Source organism: Nonomuraea sp. NPDC050786, from assembly GCF_040654115.1.
Taxonomy (GTDB): domain Bacteria; phylum Actinomycetota; class Actinomycetes; order Streptosporangiales; family Streptosporangiaceae; genus Nonomuraea.
Map to the genome: position 1 here is coordinate 213,538 of NZ_JBFAHJ010000016.1, position 22,656 is coordinate 236,193.

Consider the following 22,656-nt stretch of genomic DNA (forward strand, 5'->3'; position numbering starts at 1 on the left):
GTGGGCGGAATGCGAGGACCCATGCTTGTTTCGCAGGTGACGGTATGCCAATGCGGAGCAATCGATGCTGATTGTCGCTATCGAGTTGACGAATGACGATATTTCCGGCTAGCCGTCACAACAACAACAATTGTCACAGTATTCACATCGTTCGACGCCCGCCATGCCATTGCCGTCAACCAGCGGGCCCGGCCCCGTTTCTGGCGCTACCTTTGGGCGCCCGAGGTGCGAGCGAGGAGACGACACCATGCGGATCATGCTCACCGTGCTCGGCGGGCAGGGCGACCGTGACGTCGTGATCGACGGTGACGACGGCGCCACGGTGGCGGCGGTGAGCGGGGCGCTCAGCGATCAGGGGCCGCTGGCGCAGGTCGTCCGCCTGTCCGGAGCGCGGGCACCCTATGGGATGTCGGCCTCCGTCGACGTGGGCGCCCGCGTGCCGCGCCCCCGCCGGCCGGAGCGTGCCGCCGCGGCGGCCGGTCCTGCCGGGACGGCGTCGGAGCGTGCCGCCGCGGCGGCCGATCCCCTCGGGGCGGCGCCGGAGCTGTGGCGTGACGGCCGCCCGCTCGATCCCCGCGCGCCCGCCGCCGCCGTGCTGCGCGACGGCGACAAGGTCACCCTGGAGCCGGAGCTGGCCCGCGCCACCGTCATCGAGGAGCCGGGCGGGGTGGCCGAGGTACGCGTGGTGGGCGGTCCGGCGGCCGGCACCGTGCACAGGCTGGGGCTGGGCGTCCACGTCATCGGCTCCGACCCGATGTGCGCCATGTCCACAGCCGACCCGGCGCTCGCACCGGAGGCGGTGACCGTACGCGTGACACCGGAGGCGGTCACGGTCGAGCGTGCGTGGCTGCCGCCGGACGAGGCGCCGAAGCTCAAGCTCAAGGGCAGGTGGGCCGAGGAGGTCGCCGAGTACACGGCCCGGGTCGCGGAGCGGGAGGCGGCCGAGCTGGCCGCCGACTACGGCGAGGTGCCCGAGCTGAACGGCCGGCCGCTCACCGAACGCGCGGAATGGCCCGATCAGGCGGTGCTGACCTGCGGTTCGTCGGTGTTCGTGCTGACGTCGATCGAGCCCAGGGACGCGCATCTGGCGCCACGGAGCGAGGGCGGCGTCTCCTACAACCGCCCGCCCAGGCTCCGGCGCCCCGAGCCGGAGCGCACGTTCGTCAGGCCCAAGGAGCCGTCCAGGAACGAGGGGCTGCGCCTTCAGCTGCTCGCCGCCCTCCTGCCCGCCGTGCTCGGCCTGACGCTGGCGTTCGCTCTGAAGCAGTGGTACTACCTGCTCGTCGCCCTCATGACCCCGGTCATCATGATCGGCCAATGGTGGAGCGACCGCCGCCACGGGAAGAAGCAGCACAAGAAGGCGATCAAGGAGTACGCCGCGGAGCTCCAGGCGTACGACGAGGCCGTGGAGCGGGCGCGGGCGGCGGACGAGGCGGCGCGCAGATCGGACGCGCCCGACCCCGCGCAGGTGCTGCTCACGGCGACGGGGCCGCGCCGGCGGCTGTGGGAGCGCCGGATCCACGACTCCGACTCGCTCCGCCTCCGGGTCGGGCTCGCCGACCTGCCCGCCAACCTGGAGCTGTCGGAGGAGCAGGGCGGGCCCATCGACCCGCCGATCTGCCGCTCCGTGCCCGTGGCGCTGCCCATGCGCAACCTGGGCGTGGCCGGTGTCACGGGCCCGCGTACGGAGGCGGCCGGCCTCGCGAGCTGGCTGATCGCGCAGGCGGCGACCCTGCACAGCCCGCGCGACCTGGCCATCGTGGTCGTGTCCGCGCACGCCGACGGCGAGCGCCGCTGGGGCTGGACGCGCTGGCTGCCGCACTGCGCGCCGCGCTCCGGCGAGGAGTGCGTGGCGCTGGTCGGCACCGATCCGGATTCGGCCGCCCGCCGCGTCTCCGAGCTCGCCGCCCTCATCGACGAGCGCCAGAACACCTCGATCCCCGAGCTCGGCAAGATCCCCACCGGCTGGGACGACCTGGGCGGTCCGGAGAAGCCCACGTTCTCCTCCTACGACGTGCGCCCGTACGACGTGCTCGTGATCCTCGACGGCGCCCAGGTCCTGCGCGGCCTGCCCAACATGCCGCAGGTGCTGCGCCAGGGCCCGCGTTCGGGGGTGTTCACGCTCGCCATCGACGACGACCAGCGGCTGCTGCCCGAGGAGTGCCAGACCGTGGCAGCGTGCGGCGGCGACGGCCTGGTCCGCCTGCGCGGCGGCGGCCTCGACGTCATCGGCCCCGTCCTGGCCGACCTCGTCTCCTCCACCTGGTGCGACCGCCTCGCCAGGGCTCTGTCCCCGATCCACGACGTGAGCAGGGACGACCCGTCGGGCAATCTTCCTGACGCCGTCCGCCTGCTCGACCTGATGGGCATGCCGAACCCGACCGGCCGGGAGCTGGCCGCCCGGTGGCGCGAGCGCGGCTCCACGCGGGCGCTGATCGGCGTCGGCCCGGACGGCCCGTTCTCGGTGGACCTCAAGCTCGACGGCCCCCACGGACTGATCGCGGGCACCACGGGCGCGGGCAAGTCGGAGCTGCTGCAGACGCTGATCTGCGCGCTGGCGGTGGCCAACCGGCCGGACCAGCTCACGTTCGTGCTGATCGACTACAAGGGCGGCGCCGCCTTCAAGGAGTGCGTACGCCTGCCGCACACGGTCGGCATGGTCAGCGACCTCGACGGCCACCTGACGCAGCGCGCGCTCGACTCGCTGGCCGCCGAGATCCGCCGGAGGGAGCGGCTGCTGCTGGCGGCCGGGGCCAAGGACATCGACGACTACACGGGGCCGGCGATGCCGCGCCTGGTGCTGATCATCGACGAGTTCGCCGCCCTCGTGGCCGAGCTGCCCGACTTCGTCACGGGCCTGGTCGACATCGCCCGCCGGGGCCGTTCGCTGGGCATCCACCTCATCCTGGCCACCCAGCGGCCCGCGGGCGTGGTCACGGCCGACATCCAGGCGAACACGTCGTTGCGCGTCGCGCTGCGGGTGACCGAGCCCGCCGAGTCGGCCGACGTCATCGACCTGCCCGACGCCGCCCACATCTCCAAGTCGACACCCGGCCGCTGCTACGTGCGTTCCGGTGTGGGGGCGGCGACCGCCGTACAGACGGCCAGGGTCGGGGGCCGCAGCCCCGCGCCGGCGGCCTCTTCGGGCAGCCCGTTCCCGGCGCCGAGCGCCCGCGTCCGGGTGCTCGAGGTGACCTGGCGCTCCCTGGGCCGGCCCCTGCCGCCGCCCCCGGAGCCGGAGGAGGACTCGACAGTCACCGACCTCACCCTGGTCGCCGACGCCCTCATCGAGGCCACGCACCTGGCCGGCGTCCCCGTGCAGCCCAGCCCCTGGCTGGATCCGCTGCCCACGCAGTTCGTCCAGGAGCTCACGGTCCCGGCGGGCCCCGCGTCGGGAGAGGTGACGCCGCTGCCGTTCGGCCTGACCGACCGGCCGTGGGCGCAGGACCGGCACCCTCTGGCGCTCGATCTCGTTCACGGAGGTCACCTGCTCATAGCGGGCGCCGCCCGATCCGGCAGATCGACGGCGCTGCGCACGATCGCGGGCTCCATCGCGGCCCATGCCTCCCCTGAGGACGTGCACGTCCACGCGGTCGACTGCGGCTCGGGCGCGCTCCTGCCGCTGGTGGCGATGGCGCACTGCGGCGCCGTCGTGACCCGAGACCAGCTCGACCGGGTGGAGCGCCTGCTCACCCGCCTCCGTGCCGAGGTGGGCCGCCGCCAGCAGCTCCTGGCCGAGGCCGGCCACGCCTCCCTGGCCGAATACCGCCAGGCCGGGCACCGCCTGCCCTGGCTGGTGTTCATGCTGGACCGCTGGGAGGGCTTCGTCGCCGCCTTCGAGGGCTACGACTACGGCCGGTTGATCGAGGCGCTCCTCCAGCTCCTGCGCGAAGGTCCCGCGGTCGGGCTGCGGGCCGTGGTCACCAGCGACCGTTCCGGCCTGCTGGGCCAGGTCTCGACGGTCTTCGACGACCGCCTGCTCCTCCGCCTCTCCGACCCCGCCGACTACGGCCTGGCGGGCTTCCCCCTCAAGGGCCTGCCCTCCTCGATGCCGCCCGGCCGGGCCCTGTCGATGGGCGAGCACGGCATCGTCGAGCACCACATCGCCCTGCTCTCCCCCGATCCGTCCGGCCCGGCGCAGGTGGCGGCCCTCCAGGCGCTGGCCCGCGCCGCCGGCGGCGGTGGACGGGATGGGGAAGGAGAGCCGCCGCTGCGGGTGGACGCCCTTCCGATGCGCGTCACGGCGTCCCAGGCGCTCGACCTCGACCCGGCGTTCACGCCTCCGTCCCCCCTGTGGGCGCTGGTCGGCGCCGGAGGGGACGCCCTCGCGCCGCTCGGCCTCGACCTGCTGGCCCACGGGCCCGGCGCCGTGATCGCCGGCCCGTCCCGCTCCGGCCGCTCGTCGGTCCTGCTGACGGCCGCTCATTCGCTGATCGCCCGAGGAACGCCCGTCATCGCCGTCGCGCCCCGGCGCAGCCCGCTGCGCGACCTGGACGGGGCCGTGGCCGTGCTGGACGGCAACGCCACGAACCTGGCCGAGCTGGTCGCCGAGCTGCGGCACTACGTCGTGCTGGTGGACGATGCCGAGCTGGTCAACGCGGACGGCCCGCTGGGGACGGCGCTGGAGGAGGTGCTCCGCTCGGGCAGGGACGGCGATCACGGGCTGCTGATCGCCGGGGCGACCGGGGATCTGGCCGTCGCGTACCGCGGCTTCGTGGCCGAGACGCGCAAGTCCCGCACCGGCGTGCTGCTGGCGGTCCAGAGCCAGGCCGACGGCGACATCTTCTCCATCCGCCTGCCGCGCGGGACCGTCGGCGGTCCGCCCGGGCGCGGCTTCCTGGTGCGGACCGGCACCATCACCCCCATCCAGGCGGCTCTTCCCAACGGCTGACCGTGCGGCTCAGGGCTCGTCGGCGGGGAGGGTGAAGAAGCGGACGTACACGGGGCGGGCCTCCGGTGGCGCGTCCTCCGCCGTGTGGCTGTACCTGAGCAGCAGCGCGACGTACTCGTCGTGGAAGGCGGCCAGCTCCTCCTTCGTCATGCGGGCCAGGCCCCTGGAGCCCTTGGCCCAGTCGGGGTCGGCGCGGTAGGCGGCGGGGAAGCGTTCCAGCAGCGCGCGGTCCTCCTCGAAGCCGATCCTCTGGAACTCGGCCAGGACCGCGCGGTCCTCCGGCGCCAGCTGGTCCGGGGTGGGGAGGCGCATGTCCCTGGGGGTGCGGGCGCGGCGCCACCAGCGTTCGCGGCCCGACGAGCGCTCGGGGATCTCCTCGATGAAGCCGTACTTCTCGAGCTGCCGCAGGTGGTAGCTCGTCGTGCCGGTCTTGGCGCCGAGCAGCTCGCCGAGGGTGGTCGAGGTGGCGGGGCCGTGAATGTTGAGGTGGGTCAGCATGCGGCGGCGCATGGGATGGGCCAGGGCCTTCAGCCGGCCCGGATCGTCGAGGACGAACGGCTCGTCTGCTTCCTCCTTCATGAGGAGGAGGGTAGTCCTCCAGAACGATATCTGCAGACTTCTGTTTGCCGAGAACTCTCTGCAGAGTAAGTTCGGCGATATGCGAACGATTCTCGCGGCCCTCACCGCCCTCCTCTTGGTGCTCGCCCCCACCGCCGCCCTGGCCAGGGATGCGCCGATGGCCTTGCCCGACGATCTGCGGGCGAGCGAGGTGAGCTTCCGCGGCGGCGGGCTGCTGCTGCACGGAAGCGTGATCAGTCCGGTACGGGCCCGCAGCGGGCGGGCCGGCGTCGTGCTGGTGCACGGCGCGGGCACCGGGACGAAGCGGGAGAAGCTGCTGGCCGAGGCGGTGGCCTTCGCCCGGCAGGGGATGTCGGTGCTGGTCTACGACAAGCGTTCCGAGGGGTACTCGCTGTTCACGCGGTCCTACTCGCAGCTGGCCGACGACGCGCTGGGAGCCGTGGCGACGCTCCGGCGGCAGGCCGGGGTCGATCCGTCGAAAGTCGGCATCTGGGGGCTCAGCGAGGGCGGATGGGTGGCGCCGCTCGCGGCGTCGCGCTCCGCCGACATCTCCTTCGTGATCCTCGTCGGCGCCAACGCGCTGCACCCGCTGCGGCAGCAGACCTGGGCGGTGGCGGCCGGGCTGCGGAAGGCAGGCGTACGGGGGTCACTCGTCGACCGGGCCGAGCCCGGCCTGTACCGGGTGATCGCGGACGGCGGGATGTTCCCCGAGCCCTACTACGACCCGGAGCCGGTCATCGCGAGCGTACGGCAGCCCGTACTGGGGATCTGGGGGGTGCACGACCTGCTGACGCCTCCCCGGGAGACGCCTCCGCTCTTCGCCGGGGCCCTTGAGAGAGGCGGGAACCGGCACTACACGTTCCGGTTCTTCGCGGACGCCGATCACGCCGCCCACCGGACGCCCGACGGCGGGGTCACGCGGCTGCCCGAGCTCGCTGCCGGCTACGCGGAGCTGGTCGGCGAGTGGGTGGGACAGGCGACCTCGGGGCGGGCGCCGGTCGCGCGGGTGTCGGGGCCCGCGCCGGTCCAGGCGGACGACTCGGTGGCGGTGCCGCCTGTCGCGTGGTGGGAGTCGGCCGGCGTTCAGGCCGCGGCGCTGGTGCTGTTCCTGGTCGCGTTCGCGGGGTATCCGGTGGTCGCCTCGGTACGACGGGTCAGGCACCGGGCCGGTGTGTCGCCCGTCAAGGCGGCGCGGCTGGTCAGCGCGGGCGGGCTCGTGTCGGTGCTCGGCGGGTTCTCCTACCTGTTCTACGTGATCATGACGGGGAACAAGCTGGCCGCGCCGGGCCCCCTGGTTGCGGGCAGGCCGCTGGTCTGGGTGGCGTTGCAGGCGATCTCGATCGTGACCCTCGGGGCCGCCGGCATGACGGCGCTGAGGCTGCGGCGGGTGGCCGGACGCGGCGAGCGGACCCGCCTGGTGCTCCTCCTCGCGGGGGCCGCGGTGTTCCTGCCGTGGGCCCTGTACTGGGGACTGCTGATTCCCTAGAGGCGGGCGCTCTATGCTGATCCTTGCGATACGGGAGGGGTGAGATGCAGACCCGGAAGGACCTCTACCAGGCGCATCGGCTCATGCAGCAGCGTCTGGGAATGGCGCTGCTGCAGGCGGAGCCCGACGTGCCGGAGACGCCGATGCGGCGCCACAACGTGGCCATGTTCTGCGGGGTCCTGGTCGGCGTGCTCATCGTGGCCGCGTTCGGGATCTGGGGGCTGGTCAAGCCCGGCAACGCGACGAACCTCGAGGATCCCGGCCAGCTCCTCGTCGAAGAGGAGACGGGCGCGAAATACGTCTACAGCCAGGAGCAGCGGCGGCTGCTGCCCGTCGCCAACTACGTCTCCGCGCTGCTGCTGCTCGACGCGTCCAACTTCGAGGTCCGGAGCGTCTCCGCCGCCTCGCTCGCCAAGTTCCCGCGCGGCCCGCTGGTGGGCATCGCGGGCGCCCCCGACTCGCTGCCCGACAGGGAGAAGCTGGTCAAGGGCCCGTGGTCGGCGTGCGTGACCGAGGCGCCCGACGCCACGGGGACGCGGGTGCCGTACGTCACCCTGGTGGGCGGCACCGACGTCGGCGGCACGCCGGTCGGCGGCGGCGCACTGGTCGTCACGGACGGCCAGCAGCCCTGGGTCATCTGGAACGACATCCGCATGAAGGCCAACGACAGTGGCGTGCGGGCGCTCAACACCCGGCCCCGTAAGGTGCCTCCCACGTGGATCAACGCGATTCCCGCCGGACCCGACTTCATGGCGCCCAGGATCCCCGACATGGGCAAGAAGGTGCGCGGGCCGAACGGCGGCACGACGGCCGTCGGCCGCGTCTACACCGTGAAGGGCGTCGGCGGGGCCGCGACGCGGTGGTATGTGCTGCTCGCCGACGGGCTCGCGCCCATCAACCTCACGCAGGCCACGCTGCTGCTCGAGGATCCCAGCACCAAGCGGGCGTACGGCGGCAAGGCCGCCTGGCCGGTGGCGATCGACGCGGCCACGGCCAACTCCAAGCTCTCCGGCCGCAACCTCACCGTCGGCGGGCTCCCGACCAGCCTCCCCAAGGTCGTGGGGACGTCGTCGTCGCCGCTCTGCGCCGTGTACGCCGACACGCAGAACGGGTCGGCGCGGGCGAAGGTGACCGTCGGCGGCACGATGACCATTCCGCCGCCCAGCTCGCGCGGGGACCAGGAGCACTTCGACCAGGTGCTGCTGCCCGCCGGGGCGGCGGCGCTGGGCGGGCTGCTGCCCGGGGACGGCCAGAAGGGGTTCGTCCAGACCTACTTCCTGCTCAGCGACCAGGGCCGGAAATATCCGCTGCAGTCAGCCGAGCAGATCAACAAGCTGGGGTACGGGGCCGAGGACGTGGCGCCGGTGCCGGACAATCTCGTGCATCTGATCCCGGAAGGACCGACGCTCGACCCTGCAGCGGCGCGGTCGCCGCTGCAGATCACCGCCCAGTAGCCCTTAGAAGAAGCCCATGCTCGGCATCGAGGTGTTGAGGTTCGGCATGCCGTTGTTCTTCGGCTGCAAGGTGCCCACGCCCGACTTGTCCTTGGGAGCCGCGTACTCCAGGTCCGCGGGAGAGAAGTCGGCCTTCGGGCGGTTCTTGTCGAAGAGCTGACTCAGCGAGGCGCACAGGCCGTTCACCGTGAGCAGGATGCCGGTCATCACGGCCACCGTCTTGACCTGCTTGCCCACCAGCCCCCTGAGCACCTGGCCGAGCGAGACCAGGATGCCGTTGATCACGCCCCGGACCGTCATCGCGACCGCGACGTTCAACACGAACATCGACAGCTTCGCGAGCGCCACGCCCATCATTGCGGCGGCGACCAGCATGCCCACTTGCACCGCCCAGTGGTACACGTTGCCCACGCCGTGCATGCCGGCGCCGACGCTCTGGTGGTAGCGCTTGGCCGCGTCCAGCTGCTCGATGAACGTGTCCGCCGCCTCGCTGAAGACCTGCCAGGCAGGCCCCTTCCAGTGGCCCTTCTCCTCGATCTGCTCCTTGAGCTTGACCATCTCCTGCTTGATGGTCTCGAAGTTCAGCCCGTCCGCCCCTTCGGCGGGGGCCTTCCAGGCCGCGGCTGCCTCCGCCATGCCATCGGGGTTCGAGACCAGGGTGCCGACCATCAGGGCGATGTTCCTGGCCAGCGGGTACTCGAAGAGGATCACGGCCGCCGCGGAGGCCATCGCGGCTGCCTGCAGGGCCCGCTCCCGGTCGCCACTGAATTCGGAGCTCATGCTTCCTCACCGATGACCGAGGGCGCGATGTCGACGTCGTCCATCCAGTCCTCCTCGCTGCCCCGCACGTAGTCGGGCTTGTCCCGCTCTTTGTTCTGCTCGCCGCCGGCGCCTCCGCCCATCATGGGCCCGTACGGCATGCCGCCCATTCCGGTCATGCCGCCGCGGGTGCCGGCCGCCGCCGCGCCCGCTGTGCCCGGCGTGGTGACCGACGAGCCGCTGCTTGTCCCCGGGGAGATGCCGGGGCCGATGGACGTGGTCGCGGTGTTCGGGTTGGTGGGAATGGTGCCCAGCTTGGAGGGGTCGAACGAGGACAGGTTGGTCTTCGTGGGGTCCACCTGAGGGTACTTCGGGTCGACCGTCGGCACGTTGTGGTTGAGCTGGTCCTCGATGGACGGGGTCTTGGGGAGGCTCGCGTTCGGGTCCGGCAGGTTGGTGTCGGGAAGGTTCGGGTTCGGGACGTTGGCCTGCGGGACATTGGCGTCCGGGAGGTTCGGGTTCGGGACGTTCGGGTTGGGCAGATCGGTCTTCGGCAGGTCGGTCTTGGGAAGATCCGTCTTGGGGAGGTCCGTCTTCGGCAGGTCCGTCTTGGGCAGGTCGCCGGGGCCGGGCATCTTCGTCTTCGGCAGATCGCCCGCGCCGGGCATCTTCGGCGTCTTGAGGTTGGCGGGCTTGATCCCGCCGGGTCCGCCCGGTCCGGTGCCCGGCCCGCCGGGGCCGCCAGGGTTGATCTTGCCGTCGCTGTCCTCGTCGGCCTTCTGGTAGTTCTTGTCCAGCTTGCTCAGGGCGTCCTTGTAGTCCTGGAGCACGGTCTTGGCCGTGTCGAGGGCGCCCGCGGCGCCGTCCTTAACCCTGTCGTGCGCGTAGTTGAGGCCGACCCCTACCAGGCCGAAGGCCGGAGGGGCGACGCGGATCCCCCCGGTGTTGCGGGCGATGTTGCCCACGGCCGGGGCCTGCTCGGCGTAGTCCTGTCCAAGATTTTCGATCTTGCCCTTTTTGAACTGGATCTCGACCCCGCCGAGGGAGCCGCCGTACTGGTATCCGGACCCCATGTCGCCCTCCCTGGCCCTGCACCGCGCCGATTTCGATCAAGGGGCAGGCGCGGCGTGCCGCGCCTGCCCCGCACGTCCGCTCGGGATCAGGCGATCGTCGAAGGGCCGGCGCCTTCCGGCCCGCCCCATACGTCGTCGTCCTCGTAGATCCCTGTCGTGGTCTCCTTCTTCTTCTGCTCCTCCTCGGAGCCCCGGCCGGTGAGGCCTGCCGGGTGCGGCGCGAACCCCCCCGTGCCGTTCCCCCCGCCGCCACGGCTCGCCACCGCGGAAGTCACCCCGCCGGCGGTGGTGCCGCCACCGGCACCGTGGCTGATGGCGGGGCCGGTGGCGGGACCGCCTGGGCCGGTGCTCGGGCCGCCGGTCGTCGGCGTGGTGTACGACGGGTTGACGGAGGGCCCGCTCAGCGAGGGGTCGTAGCCCGCCAGGGTCGTGCCCGGTGAATCCGGGACGTTCGCCGAGGGCGAGGACGGAGCGGACGGAAAGTTCGGATTGGCTCCGAGCGTGGTGCCGGTCACCCCGGCCGGCCCGCCGCCGCCATAGGGGTTGTCGCCCGCGTTGACGCTCCCGGGGACACCTCCGCCGAAGCCGCCGGCGGCGCCGCCGTCGATGCCGCCGTTGATCCCGCCGCCCACGGAAGCGCCGGGGTACTGCCCGGACGGATAGCCGTCGGCCGGCCCCTGCGGGGCGGCCAGGCCGGGCACCGAGCCGGGGTTGAAGGAGGCCGCGCTGATGTCGCCCGGTCCCGGCCCGCTGCGCAGGTTCGGCATGGGAGGCACCTTGCCGCCGCCGTTGTTGAAGTCGGGCATCTCCACCTGGGCCGGGTCCGGGACTGCCTGCTGCATCTCAGCGGGCAGGTCCGCGAAGTGCTGGGCGATGCGCTGGTTGACCTCTTTGAGATGGTTGACCGCTCGCTCGTTGCCGCGCTTGAGCCGGTAGAACGGGATCTGCCCGGCCCAGTCGATGTCGTGGTCGGAGCGGGAGTCACGGCCGGGGGACTCGACGACGTTCGCCTGGGCCCACCTGAGTGTCTCGCCGTAGTCCTGCAACACCTTGCCGATCTGGCCGAGCTTCTGGGCGAGCTCGCGCGTGCTGGCGTGCATGCTCTGCAGCTGCTTCTGCGTCTCGACGGCGACCGGGCCCTTGTAGTGCTCGGCCAGCTCGGTCGCCTTGGTCTTCAGGTCGTCGGCGAAGCCGTTGAGCAGCGACTGCGCGGCCGTGTAGTACATGCCGGCGATCCGCACTTTCCCCGGGTTCGTCGCGTCGATCCAGTCCTTCACCTGGTCGATCGAGTCGACGACCATGCTCTCCCAGAAGCCGGGCGTGTGCACCGACGTGTCGATGCGCATGGACTTGTCGACCAGAGGGGTGTTCACGATGTGGGGCTTGGCCATGGTGCTCTCCCTCAGGTCTCGGTCCGCGCCGCGGCCTCTTCCGAGGCCTGCTCGGCCCTCTGTGAGGCGTTCTTGATGTCCACCAGCGCGTCGAACGTCTTGTCGGCCTGCTCGAGCAGGACCGCGTACTTGCCGGACTTGCTGCCCTGCTGGCCGACCAGCTGCTCGTAGGCCCAGTTCGCGGCGAAGGAGAACTGCACGGCGGCGGGCCACTTGCCCATCTGGTTCTCGCTGAGCGCGCAGTACTGCTGCAGGTCCGGCAGCGAGCCGGCGCCCGCGGGCAGCTGGACCTCGGGCGGAGTGTCCCCCGGCGCGGTCACGAACTCGTCCTGCAGGATCCCCGAGGAGGCGGTGAACTTGTCCAGCAGCCCGCTCAGCTCCCCGGCGATGCGCTTGACCTCCGTACGGTTGATGTAGGGGTCCTCCGACTCGTCCTTGTCCGAGAGGCCGGGCCAGTTCGGGTCGAGCTCGAGTGCCATGTCGCCTCCCTCAGGCGCCGATCACCGGCGAAATGTGGTTCTCCCCCGGCTTCCACATCTCGTGGTCCTCCGGCACGTGTGTCGTGCGCACGTAATCCTGTCCCTCCTCAGCCGGTGCCGCACCGCTCATCATGGGCGCGATCGGCGTGGTCATGCCGTTCACGCCCGCCCGGGCCGCGGCCGCCGCAGCGGCGCCGGGCTGGCTGTACGGCCCGCCCCCGCCGATCACCGCCGGCGCGGCCGTGGCCGGCGTGGGGTAGCCGGTCGGCGTCTGCGTCGTCGGGGTCCAGCCGGTCGTCGTGGGGCTCCAGCCGTTCGTCGTGGGGACGTGGGTCGGCGTGCTCGCCGACTCCGTCGCACGCGGGTCCTGCGTGGTGCCCGGCGTGTGCGTGGTCCTGTCGCCGTCGGTGGCGTTGTTGTCGATGACGGGCGGCGTGGTGCCGTCCCCGCTGTTCCGGCCCGGGGACGACGATCCGGTCTGGTCGCCGGTGGAGCCGCTGTCGCCGGGCGTGTCCGCACCCGGGGTGTCGGTTCCCGGAGAGTCGGAACCTGGCGTGTCGGAACCGGGCGTGTCCGTGCCCGGGCGATCGTGCGAGCCGGGGCCCGTGTCCGAGCCCGAGCCCGATCCGGAGCCCGAGCCGCCACCGGAGTGGCCACCGGAGGAGGACCCGCCGGAGTGGCCGCCGGTGGACGAGCCGCCGGAGGAACCGCCTGACGAGCCGCCGTCCGAGGAGCCGCCGCCGTTCCAGTACGCACCCTGCCGGTACGGGCTGCGCTCGGTAACCGGCAGGTCAGTGTCGCTCTTGGCGAGCGTGGCCGGCCCGACCTCAGGCAGATCGATGGTCACGCTCTGCGGGATCGTGAAGTCGTACAGGTCGACGATGTGGCGGTTGAGCTTGCGCAGCGCCTCCCTGGCCACCTGGTCGTCCGCCTCGGACGCCGCCGGGCTGGGCTGGGCCGAGGGCTCGGAGTTCGGCTGCCCGTGAGTGGTCTGCCGGGTGATCGTCGGCGGCGTGGTCGGCTCGGGGGAGGACGAGGCCGTGGGCTGCGGTCCGGGCGACGGCTGCGGTGTCTGCGCCTTCCCCTCCCCGGACGCGGCCCGCACCGCCTCGATGGCCTCGGGCAGGTAGTCGCGCCCGTAGCTGGTGAGGGCGGTGGACATGTCCTCCATCGCCCTGGCCAGCTCGAGGCCGCTGGCGTTGAGCAGCTGCAGCGCCCGCTGGGTCTTCGCGGCGCTGTCCGACTTCCACGCTCCGTTGAGCGTCGAGCCGATCTCGGGCAGGGCCTCGGCCACCGATTTGATCGCGGCCGCGACCCGCGCGTAGGTCAGACCCCTGTCGTGCACCTCTAAAGGCGACGTGGCCTCAAGCCACGCCTTGATCTGCTCCCGCGACGCCGTGACCGGCTCGTCCTTCGGCGGGTAGGAGTTGTCGCGGATTTGCACTGTCCGCTCTGCCACGGCAGCCTCTCACTTTCAAGCGTTGCGCTACACCTGGTTCGTGCCGTCGTAGGTGTCGGCGCTGTCCCTGATCGCCTTGACGACCTTGTGGCAGTGCTCGACGAACTCCTGGTAGAGCTGGCCGAGCTGCCCTCCGGCCCCAGGGAAGTACGGGCCGTACACGCTCGTGTCGATCTCCTTGGAGGCCACGCTGCGCGCGAGCGCCTGCGCTGCCTGCCACTTGCCGATGTGCTCCTCGTTCAGGTCGAAATACCTGGTGAGGGCCTCCACCGAACCCCTGCCACCCTGCGGAGTCCCGCCCGGGCCCGCCGTGGGCGACAGGGCAAGCTCCAAGGCGTCGGCAACGGCCCGCATCTTGCCGACGTCGTAGTAGAGGTCAGCGTCGGTGTCGTCGAGTCCGGGCCATGACTGCGGGTCGAGCTCGCCCATGATTCACCCTTCCGTCAACGCCTACGGCCACCGCGTGCGGTGGCCGGAACAGAGAACTACGGGGATCAGCCGTCGTACCACATGGACTTGTTGCGGTTCTCCGCGGCGCGGTAGTTCTCGTTGGCGATCTGCACGGCCTTCTGCAGCTCGTCCAGCTGCGAGCGCATCGTGGCGGCGGCCTGGTTCCACTTGGCCTCGTGCTGCCGGAAGAACTCCTCGGCGCCACCCTCCCAGTGCGAGCCGAGGTCCGTCTTCAACCTGGCCAGCAGGTCGTCGGTGGCCTTCTCGAAGGAGCCGAGGATCTTCACGAAGTCGCCCTGGGCGAGCTCCATGTGTCCGAAGTTGACCTTTGTGAAATCCAGCTCAGCGGACATCGAGTTCCCTCCTACTTCACGTCGACGTTGATCAGGGACTCGACGCGGCCCACACCGGCCTGCACGTCCTGGTCGGCGGCGCTGTAGACGACGGCGTTGACGCCCATCTTGTCGGCGATGCCCTCCAGGTCGGTCCGCACGGCCCGCATGGAGTTGTCCCAGTTGTTCATGGCGCTCCGGAACTTGGCAGCCGCGGGGCCGAGCCAGCCGGTGTTCAGCAGACCGTTCGCGGTGGTCTCCACGGCCACCCGCAGACCCTCGATGTACTGGGCCGTGTCCACGACATGGCCGGACGCCGTCTTGATCTGGCCCGGGCTCGCCCCGTAGAAGTCAACCACTGGTCACCTCCGCTATTTCGGCTTTCTTAGTCATATAAGCACCTTCTGCCTCGGGAGTAACATACATCCCAGAAAGCAACGTGTGACAGGTTTCGAACGGCTCAGCAAAGCGCCTGGTCAGAGATCCAGATCGCGGCGAATCCGGTCCATCTCGCCCATGACGTCCTCGAACGCGCGGTCATAGCTGGCCTCGGCCCGCTTGACCTGCTTGAGCATGGCGGTGGAGTCCTCGATCATGCGCATCGGGCTCGCCGCGCCGAACATCTCGGCCATCAGCTCACCGGAGAGGCGATGGAGGTCGGCGACGGCGTCCTGCACGGCCGCCTTGATCTTCTCCGATAGCTCCGCGGCGCTCAGCCGCATGCCCTTCGGGCGGATCTCGAGGGTACGCAGGCCCTCCTGCGCGTACTCGACGAGGACCAGATGGTCCTCGTCCTCCGCGCGGCCGACCAGCTTCGCCATGGCCTTCTCCAACTCCTCGGCCCTGGCGATCTGCTGGTCGACGCTGTGGAGGAGCCGGTCCATGTCGATGCCGCCGAGATCCCCGAAATCCGTCACAGGTCACATCTTGCACCAACAGCCACAATCACGGCGTGATGTACTCGACATTCGGTGCGACCCAGTTGAAGTTCTGGGCGCCCGCCGGGAGCTTGCCGGGCGCGGGCGGCTGCTGGAAGGAGGGGTGGTTCTTGACGTCGAGAGCGGCGTAGGCGAAGTCGATCCTGGCGGCCCCGGTCGGCGCGACGTAGCCGAACTGGCGCTCCTTCCTCGCCATGGTCGTGAGGGTGTCAGCACCCTTGAGGAGCAGCGCCGCGATCGTGCCCGTGGCGATCGAGGTCACACCGACCAGCTTGGCGCTGGTCAGCTTCTCGAGCAGCTTCCCGGTCGCCGACGTCACCGGCGACGGGAACAGCTTCAGCCACAGAGCCCTGATGAGCGCCGCGATCGCCGCCCCGGCCAGCGTCACCATGGCGATCCAGTAGGCGCGGAAGCCGGCCGCGATCTCGTCGAGCACCTTGCCGATGTCGTTGAAGACCATGCGCAGCGAGCCGATCTCGCGGTGGAAGAGCGCGTGCACCCGCGCGTACTCCTGCTGGTCCGCCGCGATCCACCCGCTCTCCGACGTCTTGAGGATCTGCGGCATGAGGTTCTTCACGCCGTCGTCGAGCCTGGCGGCCATGCCGGCGCTCCAGGTGGCTCCCGCGGTCGCGATCTCCCCCTCGTCGGCGTCGACCGTGAGGGCGACGAGGATGGCGGGGACGGCCCACGGAGAGAGCCGGCCCGCGACCCTCAGCAGGCCCAGCGCCCTCGGAGCGGCGCTCTCCGCGGCCGCGCCGATCGATCCGATCTTGCCGGTGGCCTGGTTGAAGGGGATCAGCGGTGACTGCGACGGAGAGATGGGCCGCAGGGACCGTATGGGGTCGCTCATGCGCGGTACCGGACCATGCTGGCGTCCTCCGCGGCCTTCCAGTTGCGCTCGCAGTTGGTCAAGGCCACCTCCCAGCTGTCCAACGTCGCCATCGCCTGGCCCATCAGCGCGTCGAAGCGATGCTGGACCGACTTGTACGTGTCCCCGATGATGTGGTTGCCCAGTGTCCCGAAGCCCTTGCCCCCCACGGTGGCAGCCGGAATCAGGCCGCGGACGAAGCCGATCATGTCGGTCTTCAGCTCCCGGTCGATCCGGGTGCACGTGCGGTGGATGGTGTTCGAGGTGATGTGGATTTCCCGTTGAGTTGCCACGGAGATGGATTCTTTCGGTGATTTAGACCGGTTTCATCACTCATAGCGGTATTTTCGTGATCACTTCAGCATCCGGTAATCCGGCGCTCCCCAACCGTTAACCCGCACCGGGTGGCGTGCTCGCATGAATCCCAACGACTTCAACCCCGACGACCTCGACCGCGTGCTGCGCGAGAGCGAGCGCTCGCTGCGCGAGCTGACCAGCGCGATGGAGCAGCTCGGCGGCGTCTACGGCGAGGGGGAGAGCCGCAGCGGCACGGTCACGGCGCGGGTGGACGCCAACGGGCGCCTCGACCACCTGAAGCTCGGCAACCGGGCGAGTCGCATGGAGCTGGACGAGCTCACGGAGGAGATCCTGCAGGCGGTCCGCGCCGCCCAGGACGACCAGACCCGCAAGACCATGGCGCTCATCCCCGTGGAGCCCTCGTTGGGGATCTCTCTGGAGCAGATCCATCAGCAGTTCGACCAGCTGCAGGACTCGTTCTCGCGGGACATGCACGACCATATGGAGAACCTGGAGGCCATCCGCCGCCGCGCCCTGTCCGACGACGACTGAGCCTCAGCCCGCCAGCCCGCGCACCCAGGAGTAGACGTCCAGGACGCCCAGCGCCACCGGCACCAGGGCCACGATGAGCAGCCACTCCACGATGTCGGCCGCCCGTCCCCAGAAGGGCGACAGCTTCCCGGTGGGCAGCCAGACGCCCATGCCGACGACCACCATCGCGGTCCACAGCAGCCCGAGCACCACGGCCACCGAGGCCAGGCCGCCGACGGCGATCCCGATCTCGACCGCCACGGCGGCCAGCCCGGCGAACCCGGCGAGCAGCAGCCAGAGCCGCTGCCCGACGCCCTGGAACACCCGGGCCCGCATGAGCTGCGTCAGCGACAGCACCACGGACATGGCCACCGAGATCCACGTGCCCTCCGCCACCAGCAGCGCCTGAGCACCGAGCCCGACCAGCGAGACACCGGCGATCATGCCGGTCGCGTAACGCTGCGCGGCCCCGGTGCGCTGCAGCACGGAGGCGCTGTCGAGGTTCTGGTTGTCGCTGCGCAGCTCCTCGGCGTTGGTGGGCATCGAGGGCAGCGGCACCCTGGCGAGCCGGAACGACAGCAGGGGGATCAGCGGGCTGAAGGCCATCACGACGGCCGCGCAGACGGCCGCGACCCCCGCCGCGGACGCCCCGCTCACCATGACCACGGCCGCGCCCATGGCTCCCACCATGGAGGCGATGGCGGTGCCGAGGAAGCCGGGCACGCCGTCGGCGATGGCGGTGCCGCCGATCGTCGCCACCAGCGCGGCGCAGGCCAGCGCCCCCAGGAGCTGGGGCGACCCGATGCCCGCCAGCCCGCCTCCCGCCGCCGGGGCGAACAGCCCGGCGAGGAACGCGTACGGCAGCGCGGCGTAGCCCACCAGCGCCCCCGCGCCGGAGTCGCCGACCGCCCTGGAGATGGCCACCCCCACCGCGACCAGGAGCAGCGCGAGGGCGCCTGCCACGATCGCGGTGACGAGCGGGGTCAGCCCGCCGAACGGCAGCGCCACGGCCCCGGCCACGAGCAGCCCGCAGGCCGCCCCGCCGCCGAGCCCGCGCGTGTGCCGCGCCTCCCACTTGCCCTTGCCCTCGCGGACGCCGGTGGCCACCACGTCGGCCACGTCGTCGAACCTCGCGGGCGGCAGCGCCAGCTCGCGCGGCCTCAGGTAGAGGATCTCCCCGTCGAGCACGCCCAGCGCCCCCAGGCTCTGCGCGAGGTCGAAGGGCGCCCCGCCGAGCCGCTGCAGCGTCCAGCCGGGCGCGGACGCCGTCTCGCCGCCCAGCTCCCCCATGGCCCGCAGCAGGCCGGGGAGGACGTGCGGGAGCGGGATGTCCGCGGGCAGCGCCAGGTCGGCTTTCCTGCGCGGCCCGACCACCGTGACATGGCACAGCGGCGGGAGCGGAGCAGGCATCTGGTGCATGGCGCCCTGATGCGTAGGCGGAATCTCGGCCAGCGATGTCACATGCCCAACATAGCGAGGAGAAGTTAACTCAGACCCCAACTCGGACGTAAGGCACATCTGGTAAGAAGGGTCTTCCGTAGCATCAGAAGGGGCATGTCCAAGGGTGAGCATCGTCGTCGTGCGGCGCCCAGAGCGCCGTCCCAGCCCGAAGCCGCCACGCGGCGAGATCCTCCTGGAGCCTCCGCCGGAGATCCCCGAGGTGCAGTCACAGGGCATGATGGCAGTGCTCACGTACCTGCCGATGGTGGCGGGCGCTGCGGCGATGGGCCTGATGTTCACGGCCGGCGGCACCAACTCCAACCCCATCATGTACGTCGCCAGCGGCCTGTTCGCGTTCTCCATGGTCGGCATGACGGTCGGCCAGATGGGCCGGCAGGCGGGTGAGCGCAGGCACCGGCTCAACGGCGCCCGCCGCGACTACTTCCGCTATCTCGCGCAGATCCGCAAGAGGGTGCGCAAGGCCGCGATCCAGCAGCGCGAGGCGCTCGAATGGAGCGGCCCGGCCCCCGACACGCTCTGGTGGACCGTCATGGGCCCCCGCCTGTGGGAGCGCCGACCGCGCGACGAGGACTTCAGCACCGTACGTCTGGGCACCGGCATCCAGAAGCTCGCCATCCAGCTCATCCCGCCGGACTCCAAGCCGGTCGAGGACCTGGACGCGCTCTCCGCCGGAGCGCTGCGCCGGTTCATCCGCACGCACTCGACGGTCTCCCAGCTCCCCGTGGCCGTGGCGCTGCACTCGTTCGCCAGGATCAAGCTGGACGGCGACCCGGCCATGGTCCGGTCCCTGGTCAGAGCGATGATCGCGCAGATGGTGGTCTTCCACTCGCCTGACGACATGCGGATCATGGTGTGCGCCGGCAAGGAGTGGATGACCCACTGGGAGTGGGTCAAGTGGCTGCCGCACGCGCTGCATCCCGAGGAGACCGACGGCGCGGGGCAGGTCAGGCTCCTGGCCGAGAACCTGGCCCAGCTCGACCGGCTCGTCGGAGCCGAGCTGAAGGAGCGGGCCCGCTTCCGGCCGGGCGCGTCACCGGACGCGCTGCCGTACCACGTGCTCATCCTGGACGGCGGGCACGTGCCGCAGGACTCCCAGCTCGGCGCGGACGCCATCGACGGCGTGACCGTCATCGACCTGACGAACTCGGCCGGCGTGGTCGAGGAGCGCAGCACGCTGCGGCTGCGGATCAACTCCAGCGGCTTCCACATGGTCAAGCTGGACCACGCGGGCAAGGAGAGCACGAACCGGCTGGGCGATCCCGACTCGCTCGACTACCTCAGGGCCGAGGGGCTGGCCCGGCAGCTCGCGCCGCTGCGGGCCTCGACCGCCAAGGGCGGCGAGGCCCAGGACGTGCTGGCGACGAACACGACGCTGACCGAGCTGCTCGGCGTCGGCGAGCCGACCCTGCTGGACACCGCCCAGACGTGGCGGCCCCGCGCGGGCCGGAACCGGCTCCGCGTCCCGATCGGCCTCGGCGCGGACGGGCGCGTCGTCGAGCTGGACATCAAGGAGTCCGCGCAGGGCGGCATGGGGCCGCACGGGCTGGTCATCGGCGCGACCGGCTCGGGCAAGTCGGAGCTGCTGCGCACGCTCGTGCTGGGCCTCGCGGTGACGCACTCCTCGGAGATCCTCAACTTCGTGCTCGTCGACTTCAAGGGCGGCGCGACCTTCCTCGGCCTGGAGAGCCTCTCCCACGTCTCCGCGGTCATCACGAACCTGGAGGACGAGCTGCCGCTCGTCGACCGCATGCACGACGCGCTGCACGGCGAGATGGTGCGCCGGCAGGAGCTGCTGCGGGCGGCCGGCAACTACGCCTCGCTGCGCGACTACGAGCGCGCCCGGGAGCAGGGGGCCAACCTGCACCCGATGCCGACGCTGTTCGTGGTCCTCGACGAGTTCAGCGAGCTGCTGACGGCCAAGCCGGAGTTCGTCGACCTGTTCGTGATGATCGGGCGGCTCGGCCGGTCGCTCGGCGTCCACCTGCTGCTGGCCTCGCAGCGGCTGGAGGAGGGGCGGCTGCGCGGCCTCGACACGCACCTGTCGTACCGGATCGGCCTGCGGACGTTCTCGGCCATGGAGAGCCGGGTCGTGCTGGGCGTGGCCGACGCGTACGAGCTGCCGTCCGCGCCGGGCAACGGCTATCTCAAGTTCGACACGACGGGCATGACCAGGTTCAAGGCCGCGTACGTGTCCGGCGCGTACCAGGCCGACCCCCGGCACGTCGCCACGACTGACGGCGCCGTGCCGATCAGGGAGGTCGTGGAGTACGGGACCGAGTTCGTCCCCGTCCCGCTCGTCGACGAGCCGGTGGAGGCGGCCTCGCAGGAGGAGAGCAAGTCGCAGCAGACCCTGCTCGACATCGTCGTCTCCCGGCTGGCCGGCAAGGGCCCCGCCGCGCACCGCATCTGGTTGCCCCCGCTGGCCGAGCCGCCCACGCTGGCGCACCTGCTGCCGCCGCTGTCGATCACGCCCGAGCACGGCCTGACGACGCCCGGCTGGCCGGGGCGCGGGCGGCTGCAGGCCGTGGTGGGCATCATCGACCGGCCGTTCGAGCAGCGGCGCGACCCGTACTGGCTGGACCTGTCGGGCGCGGCGGGCCACGTGGGCGTGGCGGGCGGCCCGCAGAGCGGCAAGAGCACGGTGCTGCGCACGCTGATCGCCAGCATGGCTCTCACGCACACGCCGCGCGAGGTGCAGTTCTACTGCCTGGACTTCGGCGGCGGCTCGCTCGCGTCGCTGGAGGGGCTGCCGCACGTCGGCGGCGTGGCCACCAGGCTCGACGGCGACCGGGTGCGCCGTACGGTGTCCGAGATCGCCACCATCCTGCAGCAGCGCGAGCGGGAGTTCACCGAGAACGGCGTCGACTCCATGGTGACCTACCGCAAGCGGCTGGCCGACGGCTCGCTCCAGGGCGACGGCTGGGGCGACATCTTCCTCGTGGTCGACGGCTGGCTGACGATCAGGCAGGACTTCGAGGCGCTGGAGCCGGTCATCACCGACCTGGCGGCGCGCGGCCTGGGCTACGGCATTCACGTGGTGGCGGCGACCAACAAGTGGTCGGAGTTCCGTCCGGGCATCCGCGACCTGTTCGGCACGAGAATCGAGCTCAAGCTCGGCGACGCGTACGAGTCGGAGATCAACAGGAAGAAGTCGCTGGCCGTCCCCGAAGGCGTGCCCGGGCGCGGCCTGACCAGGGACGGGCTGCACTTCCTGTCCGCGCTGCCCAGGATCGACGGCGTGCAGGACGCCGAGGACCTGGCGGCCGGCGTACAGGGCCTGGTCCGCGCGGTCAGGGACTCCTGGCAGGGCGAGCCCGCCAAGCGCGTCAGGCTGCTGCCCTCGGTGCTGCCCGCCGCGTCGCTGCCCACGGCGGAGGAGCTCGGCAAGAGCCGCATCGCGATCGGCGTGGACGAGGCCTCGCTCTCGCCCGTGCTCATCGACTTCGAGGCCGACCCGCACTTCGTCGTCGTGGGCGACACCGAGAGCGGCAAGACGAACATGCTGAAGGTCATCGCCGAGAACGTCGTGGCCAGGTACACGCCGCGCGAGGCGATGCTGATCGTGATCGACTACCGCCGCTCGCTGCTGGACACCGCCGTCAGCGAGAACCGCATCGGCTACGCCGCCTCCAGCGCGGCGGCGCTGGAGCTGGTCAACGACGCGCGCAACGCGCTGCTCAAGCGCCTGCCGCCGGCCGACCTGACGCCGGAGCAGCTGCGCGCACGCGACTGGTGGAAGGGCTCCGACCTGTACATCGTGGTCGACGACTACGACCTGGTGGCCACGTCGAACAACCCGCTGCAGCCGCTGGTCGAGCTGCTGCCGCAGGCCCGCGACATCGGCCTGCACCTGGTCATGTCGAGGGCGATGGGCGGTCTGGGCCGGGCCATGTTCGACCCGGTGATCCAGCGGATCAAGGACATGGCCAGCCCGGCGGTGATCCTGTCCGGCAGCAAGGACGAGGGCTTCCTGTTCGGCAACGTACGGGCCCAGCCGCAGCCGCCCGGACGCGGTTTCGTCGTGGACAGGAAGTTCGGCGCACGGCTGGCCCAGACGGCGTTCTGGCCCCCCGCGGATGAGGACTGAGAGGACTCGTGACTCCTCCGCTCCCCGAAGGAAGCGGCTTCTCGCTAAGCCGCTTGCGCAGCCTCACGAAGGGCAAGCCCTGCCCTCAAGATGTTGATCGCCGCGTTCACGTCGGCGTGTG

18 protein-coding genes are annotated in these 22,656 nt (G+C 71.2%); 5 read left to right on the forward strand and 13 right to left on the reverse strand.

Annotated elements, in window-relative coordinates; genetic code table 11:
• Nucleotides 1-247: 247 nt before the first annotated feature.
• Nucleotides 248-4,891: an FtsK/SpoIIIE domain-containing protein gene (locus AB0H84_RS27835; protein WP_357610107.1), complete on the forward strand. Its 4,644-nt coding sequence runs from the start codon at nt 248-250 to the stop codon at nt 4,889-4,891.
• 9 nt (nt 4,892-4,900) lie between these two features.
• Here AB0H84_RS27835 and AB0H84_RS27840 read toward each other — a convergent pair whose 3' ends face one another.
• A complete protein-coding gene (locus tag AB0H84_RS27840) occupies nt 4,901-5,470 on the reverse strand; it encodes a helix-turn-helix domain-containing protein (RefSeq protein WP_357610110.1) in 570 nt (189 codons plus the stop codon).
• 79 nt (nt 5,471-5,549) lie between these two features.
• Between AB0H84_RS27840 and AB0H84_RS27845 the strand changes: the two genes are divergently transcribed.
• Both AB0H84_RS27845 and eccB read left to right on the forward strand, forming a co-directional pair.
• On the forward strand, nt 5,550-6,956 hold the full coding sequence (locus AB0H84_RS27845; protein ID WP_357610113.1) for an alpha/beta hydrolase: 1,407 nt from the start codon (nt 5,550-5,552) through the stop codon (nt 6,954-6,956).
• 44 nt (nt 6,957-7,000) lie between these two features.
• On the forward strand, nt 7,001-8,410 hold the full coding sequence (gene eccB / locus AB0H84_RS27850; RefSeq protein ID WP_357610116.1) for a type VII secretion protein EccB: 1,410 nt from the start codon (nt 7,001-7,003) through the stop codon (nt 8,408-8,410).
• A gap of 3 nt (nt 8,411-8,413) precedes the next feature.
• Here eccB and AB0H84_RS27855 read toward each other — a convergent pair whose 3' ends face one another.
• The 11 genes from AB0H84_RS27855 to AB0H84_RS27905 all read right to left on the reverse strand — a co-directional run bounded on the left by AB0H84_RS27855 (nt 8,414) and on the right by AB0H84_RS27905 (nt 16,452).
• Nucleotides 8,414-9,190, reverse strand: a complete 777-nt coding sequence (locus tag AB0H84_RS27855; protein WP_357610118.1) for a hypothetical protein — start codon at nt 9,188-9,190, stop codon at nt 8,414-8,416.
• A complete protein-coding gene (locus AB0H84_RS27860) occupies nt 9,187-10,242 on the reverse strand; it encodes a hypothetical protein (RefSeq protein WP_357610121.1) in 1,056 nt (351 codons plus the stop codon). Before AB0H84_RS27860 ends, AB0H84_RS27855 begins: the two co-directional genes overlap by 4 nt.
• An 86-nt stretch (nt 10,243-10,328) precedes the next feature.
• Nucleotides 10,329-11,633, reverse strand: a complete 1,305-nt coding sequence (locus tag AB0H84_RS27865; RefSeq protein WP_357610124.1) for a hypothetical protein — start codon at nt 11,631-11,633, stop codon at nt 10,329-10,331.
• Between the two features lie 11 nt (nt 11,634-11,644).
• Entirely contained in the window at nt 11,645-12,112 is a 468-nt protein-coding gene (locus AB0H84_RS27870; protein WP_357610127.1) for a hypothetical protein, read from the reverse strand.
• 10 nt (nt 12,113-12,122) lie between these two features.
• Nucleotides 12,123-13,571 carry a hypothetical protein gene (locus AB0H84_RS27875; protein WP_357610129.1) on the reverse strand — a complete coding sequence of 483 codons (1,449 nt, stop codon included), beginning with the start codon at nt 13,569-13,571 and terminating at the stop codon, nt 12,123-12,125.
• 27 nt (nt 13,572-13,598) lie between these two features.
• Nucleotides 13,599-14,000 carry a hypothetical protein gene (locus AB0H84_RS27880; protein ID WP_357610132.1) on the reverse strand — a complete coding sequence of 134 codons (402 nt, stop codon included), beginning with the start codon at nt 13,998-14,000 and terminating at the stop codon, nt 13,599-13,601.
• 65 nt (nt 14,001-14,065) lie between these two features.
• Nucleotides 14,066-14,374: a WXG100 family type VII secretion target gene (locus tag AB0H84_RS27885; protein ID WP_357610134.1), complete on the reverse strand. Its 309-nt coding sequence runs from the start codon at nt 14,372-14,374 to the stop codon at nt 14,066-14,068.
• Between the two features lie 11 nt (nt 14,375-14,385).
• Nucleotides 14,386-14,712 carry a WXG100 family type VII secretion target gene (locus AB0H84_RS27890; protein ID WP_357610137.1) on the reverse strand — a complete coding sequence of 109 codons (327 nt, stop codon included), beginning with the start codon at nt 14,710-14,712 and terminating at the stop codon, nt 14,386-14,388.
• A 117-nt stretch (nt 14,713-14,829) separates the two neighbouring features.
• Nucleotides 14,830-15,270, reverse strand: coding sequence for a YbaB/EbfC family DNA-binding protein (locus AB0H84_RS27895; protein ID WP_357610140.1), 441 nt, complete (start codon nt 15,268-15,270; stop codon nt 14,830-14,832).
• A gap of 28 nt (nt 15,271-15,298) precedes the next feature.
• The gene (locus AB0H84_RS27900) at nt 15,299-16,141 is read right to left on the reverse strand and encodes a hypothetical protein (RefSeq protein WP_357610143.1); all 843 of its coding nucleotides are present in this window, start codon (nt 16,139-16,141) and stop codon (nt 15,299-15,301) included.
• Complete coding sequence (locus tag AB0H84_RS27905; protein WP_357610145.1) at nt 16,138-16,452, reverse strand: hypothetical protein; 315 nt, start codon at nt 16,450-16,452, stop codon at nt 16,138-16,140. Before AB0H84_RS27905 ends, AB0H84_RS27900 begins: the two co-directional genes overlap by 4 nt.
• A gap of 124 nt (nt 16,453-16,576) precedes the next feature.
• Between AB0H84_RS27905 and AB0H84_RS27910 the strand changes: the two genes are divergently transcribed.
• Nucleotides 16,577-17,008, forward strand: a complete 432-nt coding sequence (locus AB0H84_RS27910) for a YbaB/EbfC family nucleoid-associated protein (RefSeq protein WP_357610148.1) — start codon at nt 16,577-16,579, stop codon at nt 17,006-17,008.
• Between the two features lie 3 nt (nt 17,009-17,011).
• Here AB0H84_RS27910 and eccD read toward each other — a convergent pair whose 3' ends face one another.
• Nucleotides 17,012-18,397, reverse strand: coding sequence for a type VII secretion integral membrane protein EccD (eccD, locus tag AB0H84_RS27915; protein ID WP_357610151.1), 1,386 nt, complete (start codon nt 18,395-18,397; stop codon nt 17,012-17,014).
• Nucleotides 18,398-18,551: 154 nt separating this feature from the next.
• Between eccD and eccCa the strand changes: the two genes are divergently transcribed.
• Nucleotides 18,552-22,535 carry a type VII secretion protein EccCa gene (gene eccCa, locus AB0H84_RS27920; RefSeq protein WP_357610153.1) on the forward strand — a complete coding sequence of 1,328 codons (3,984 nt, stop codon included), beginning with the start codon at nt 18,552-18,554 and terminating at the stop codon, nt 22,533-22,535.
• Nucleotides 22,536-22,656 lie beyond the last annotated feature (121 nt).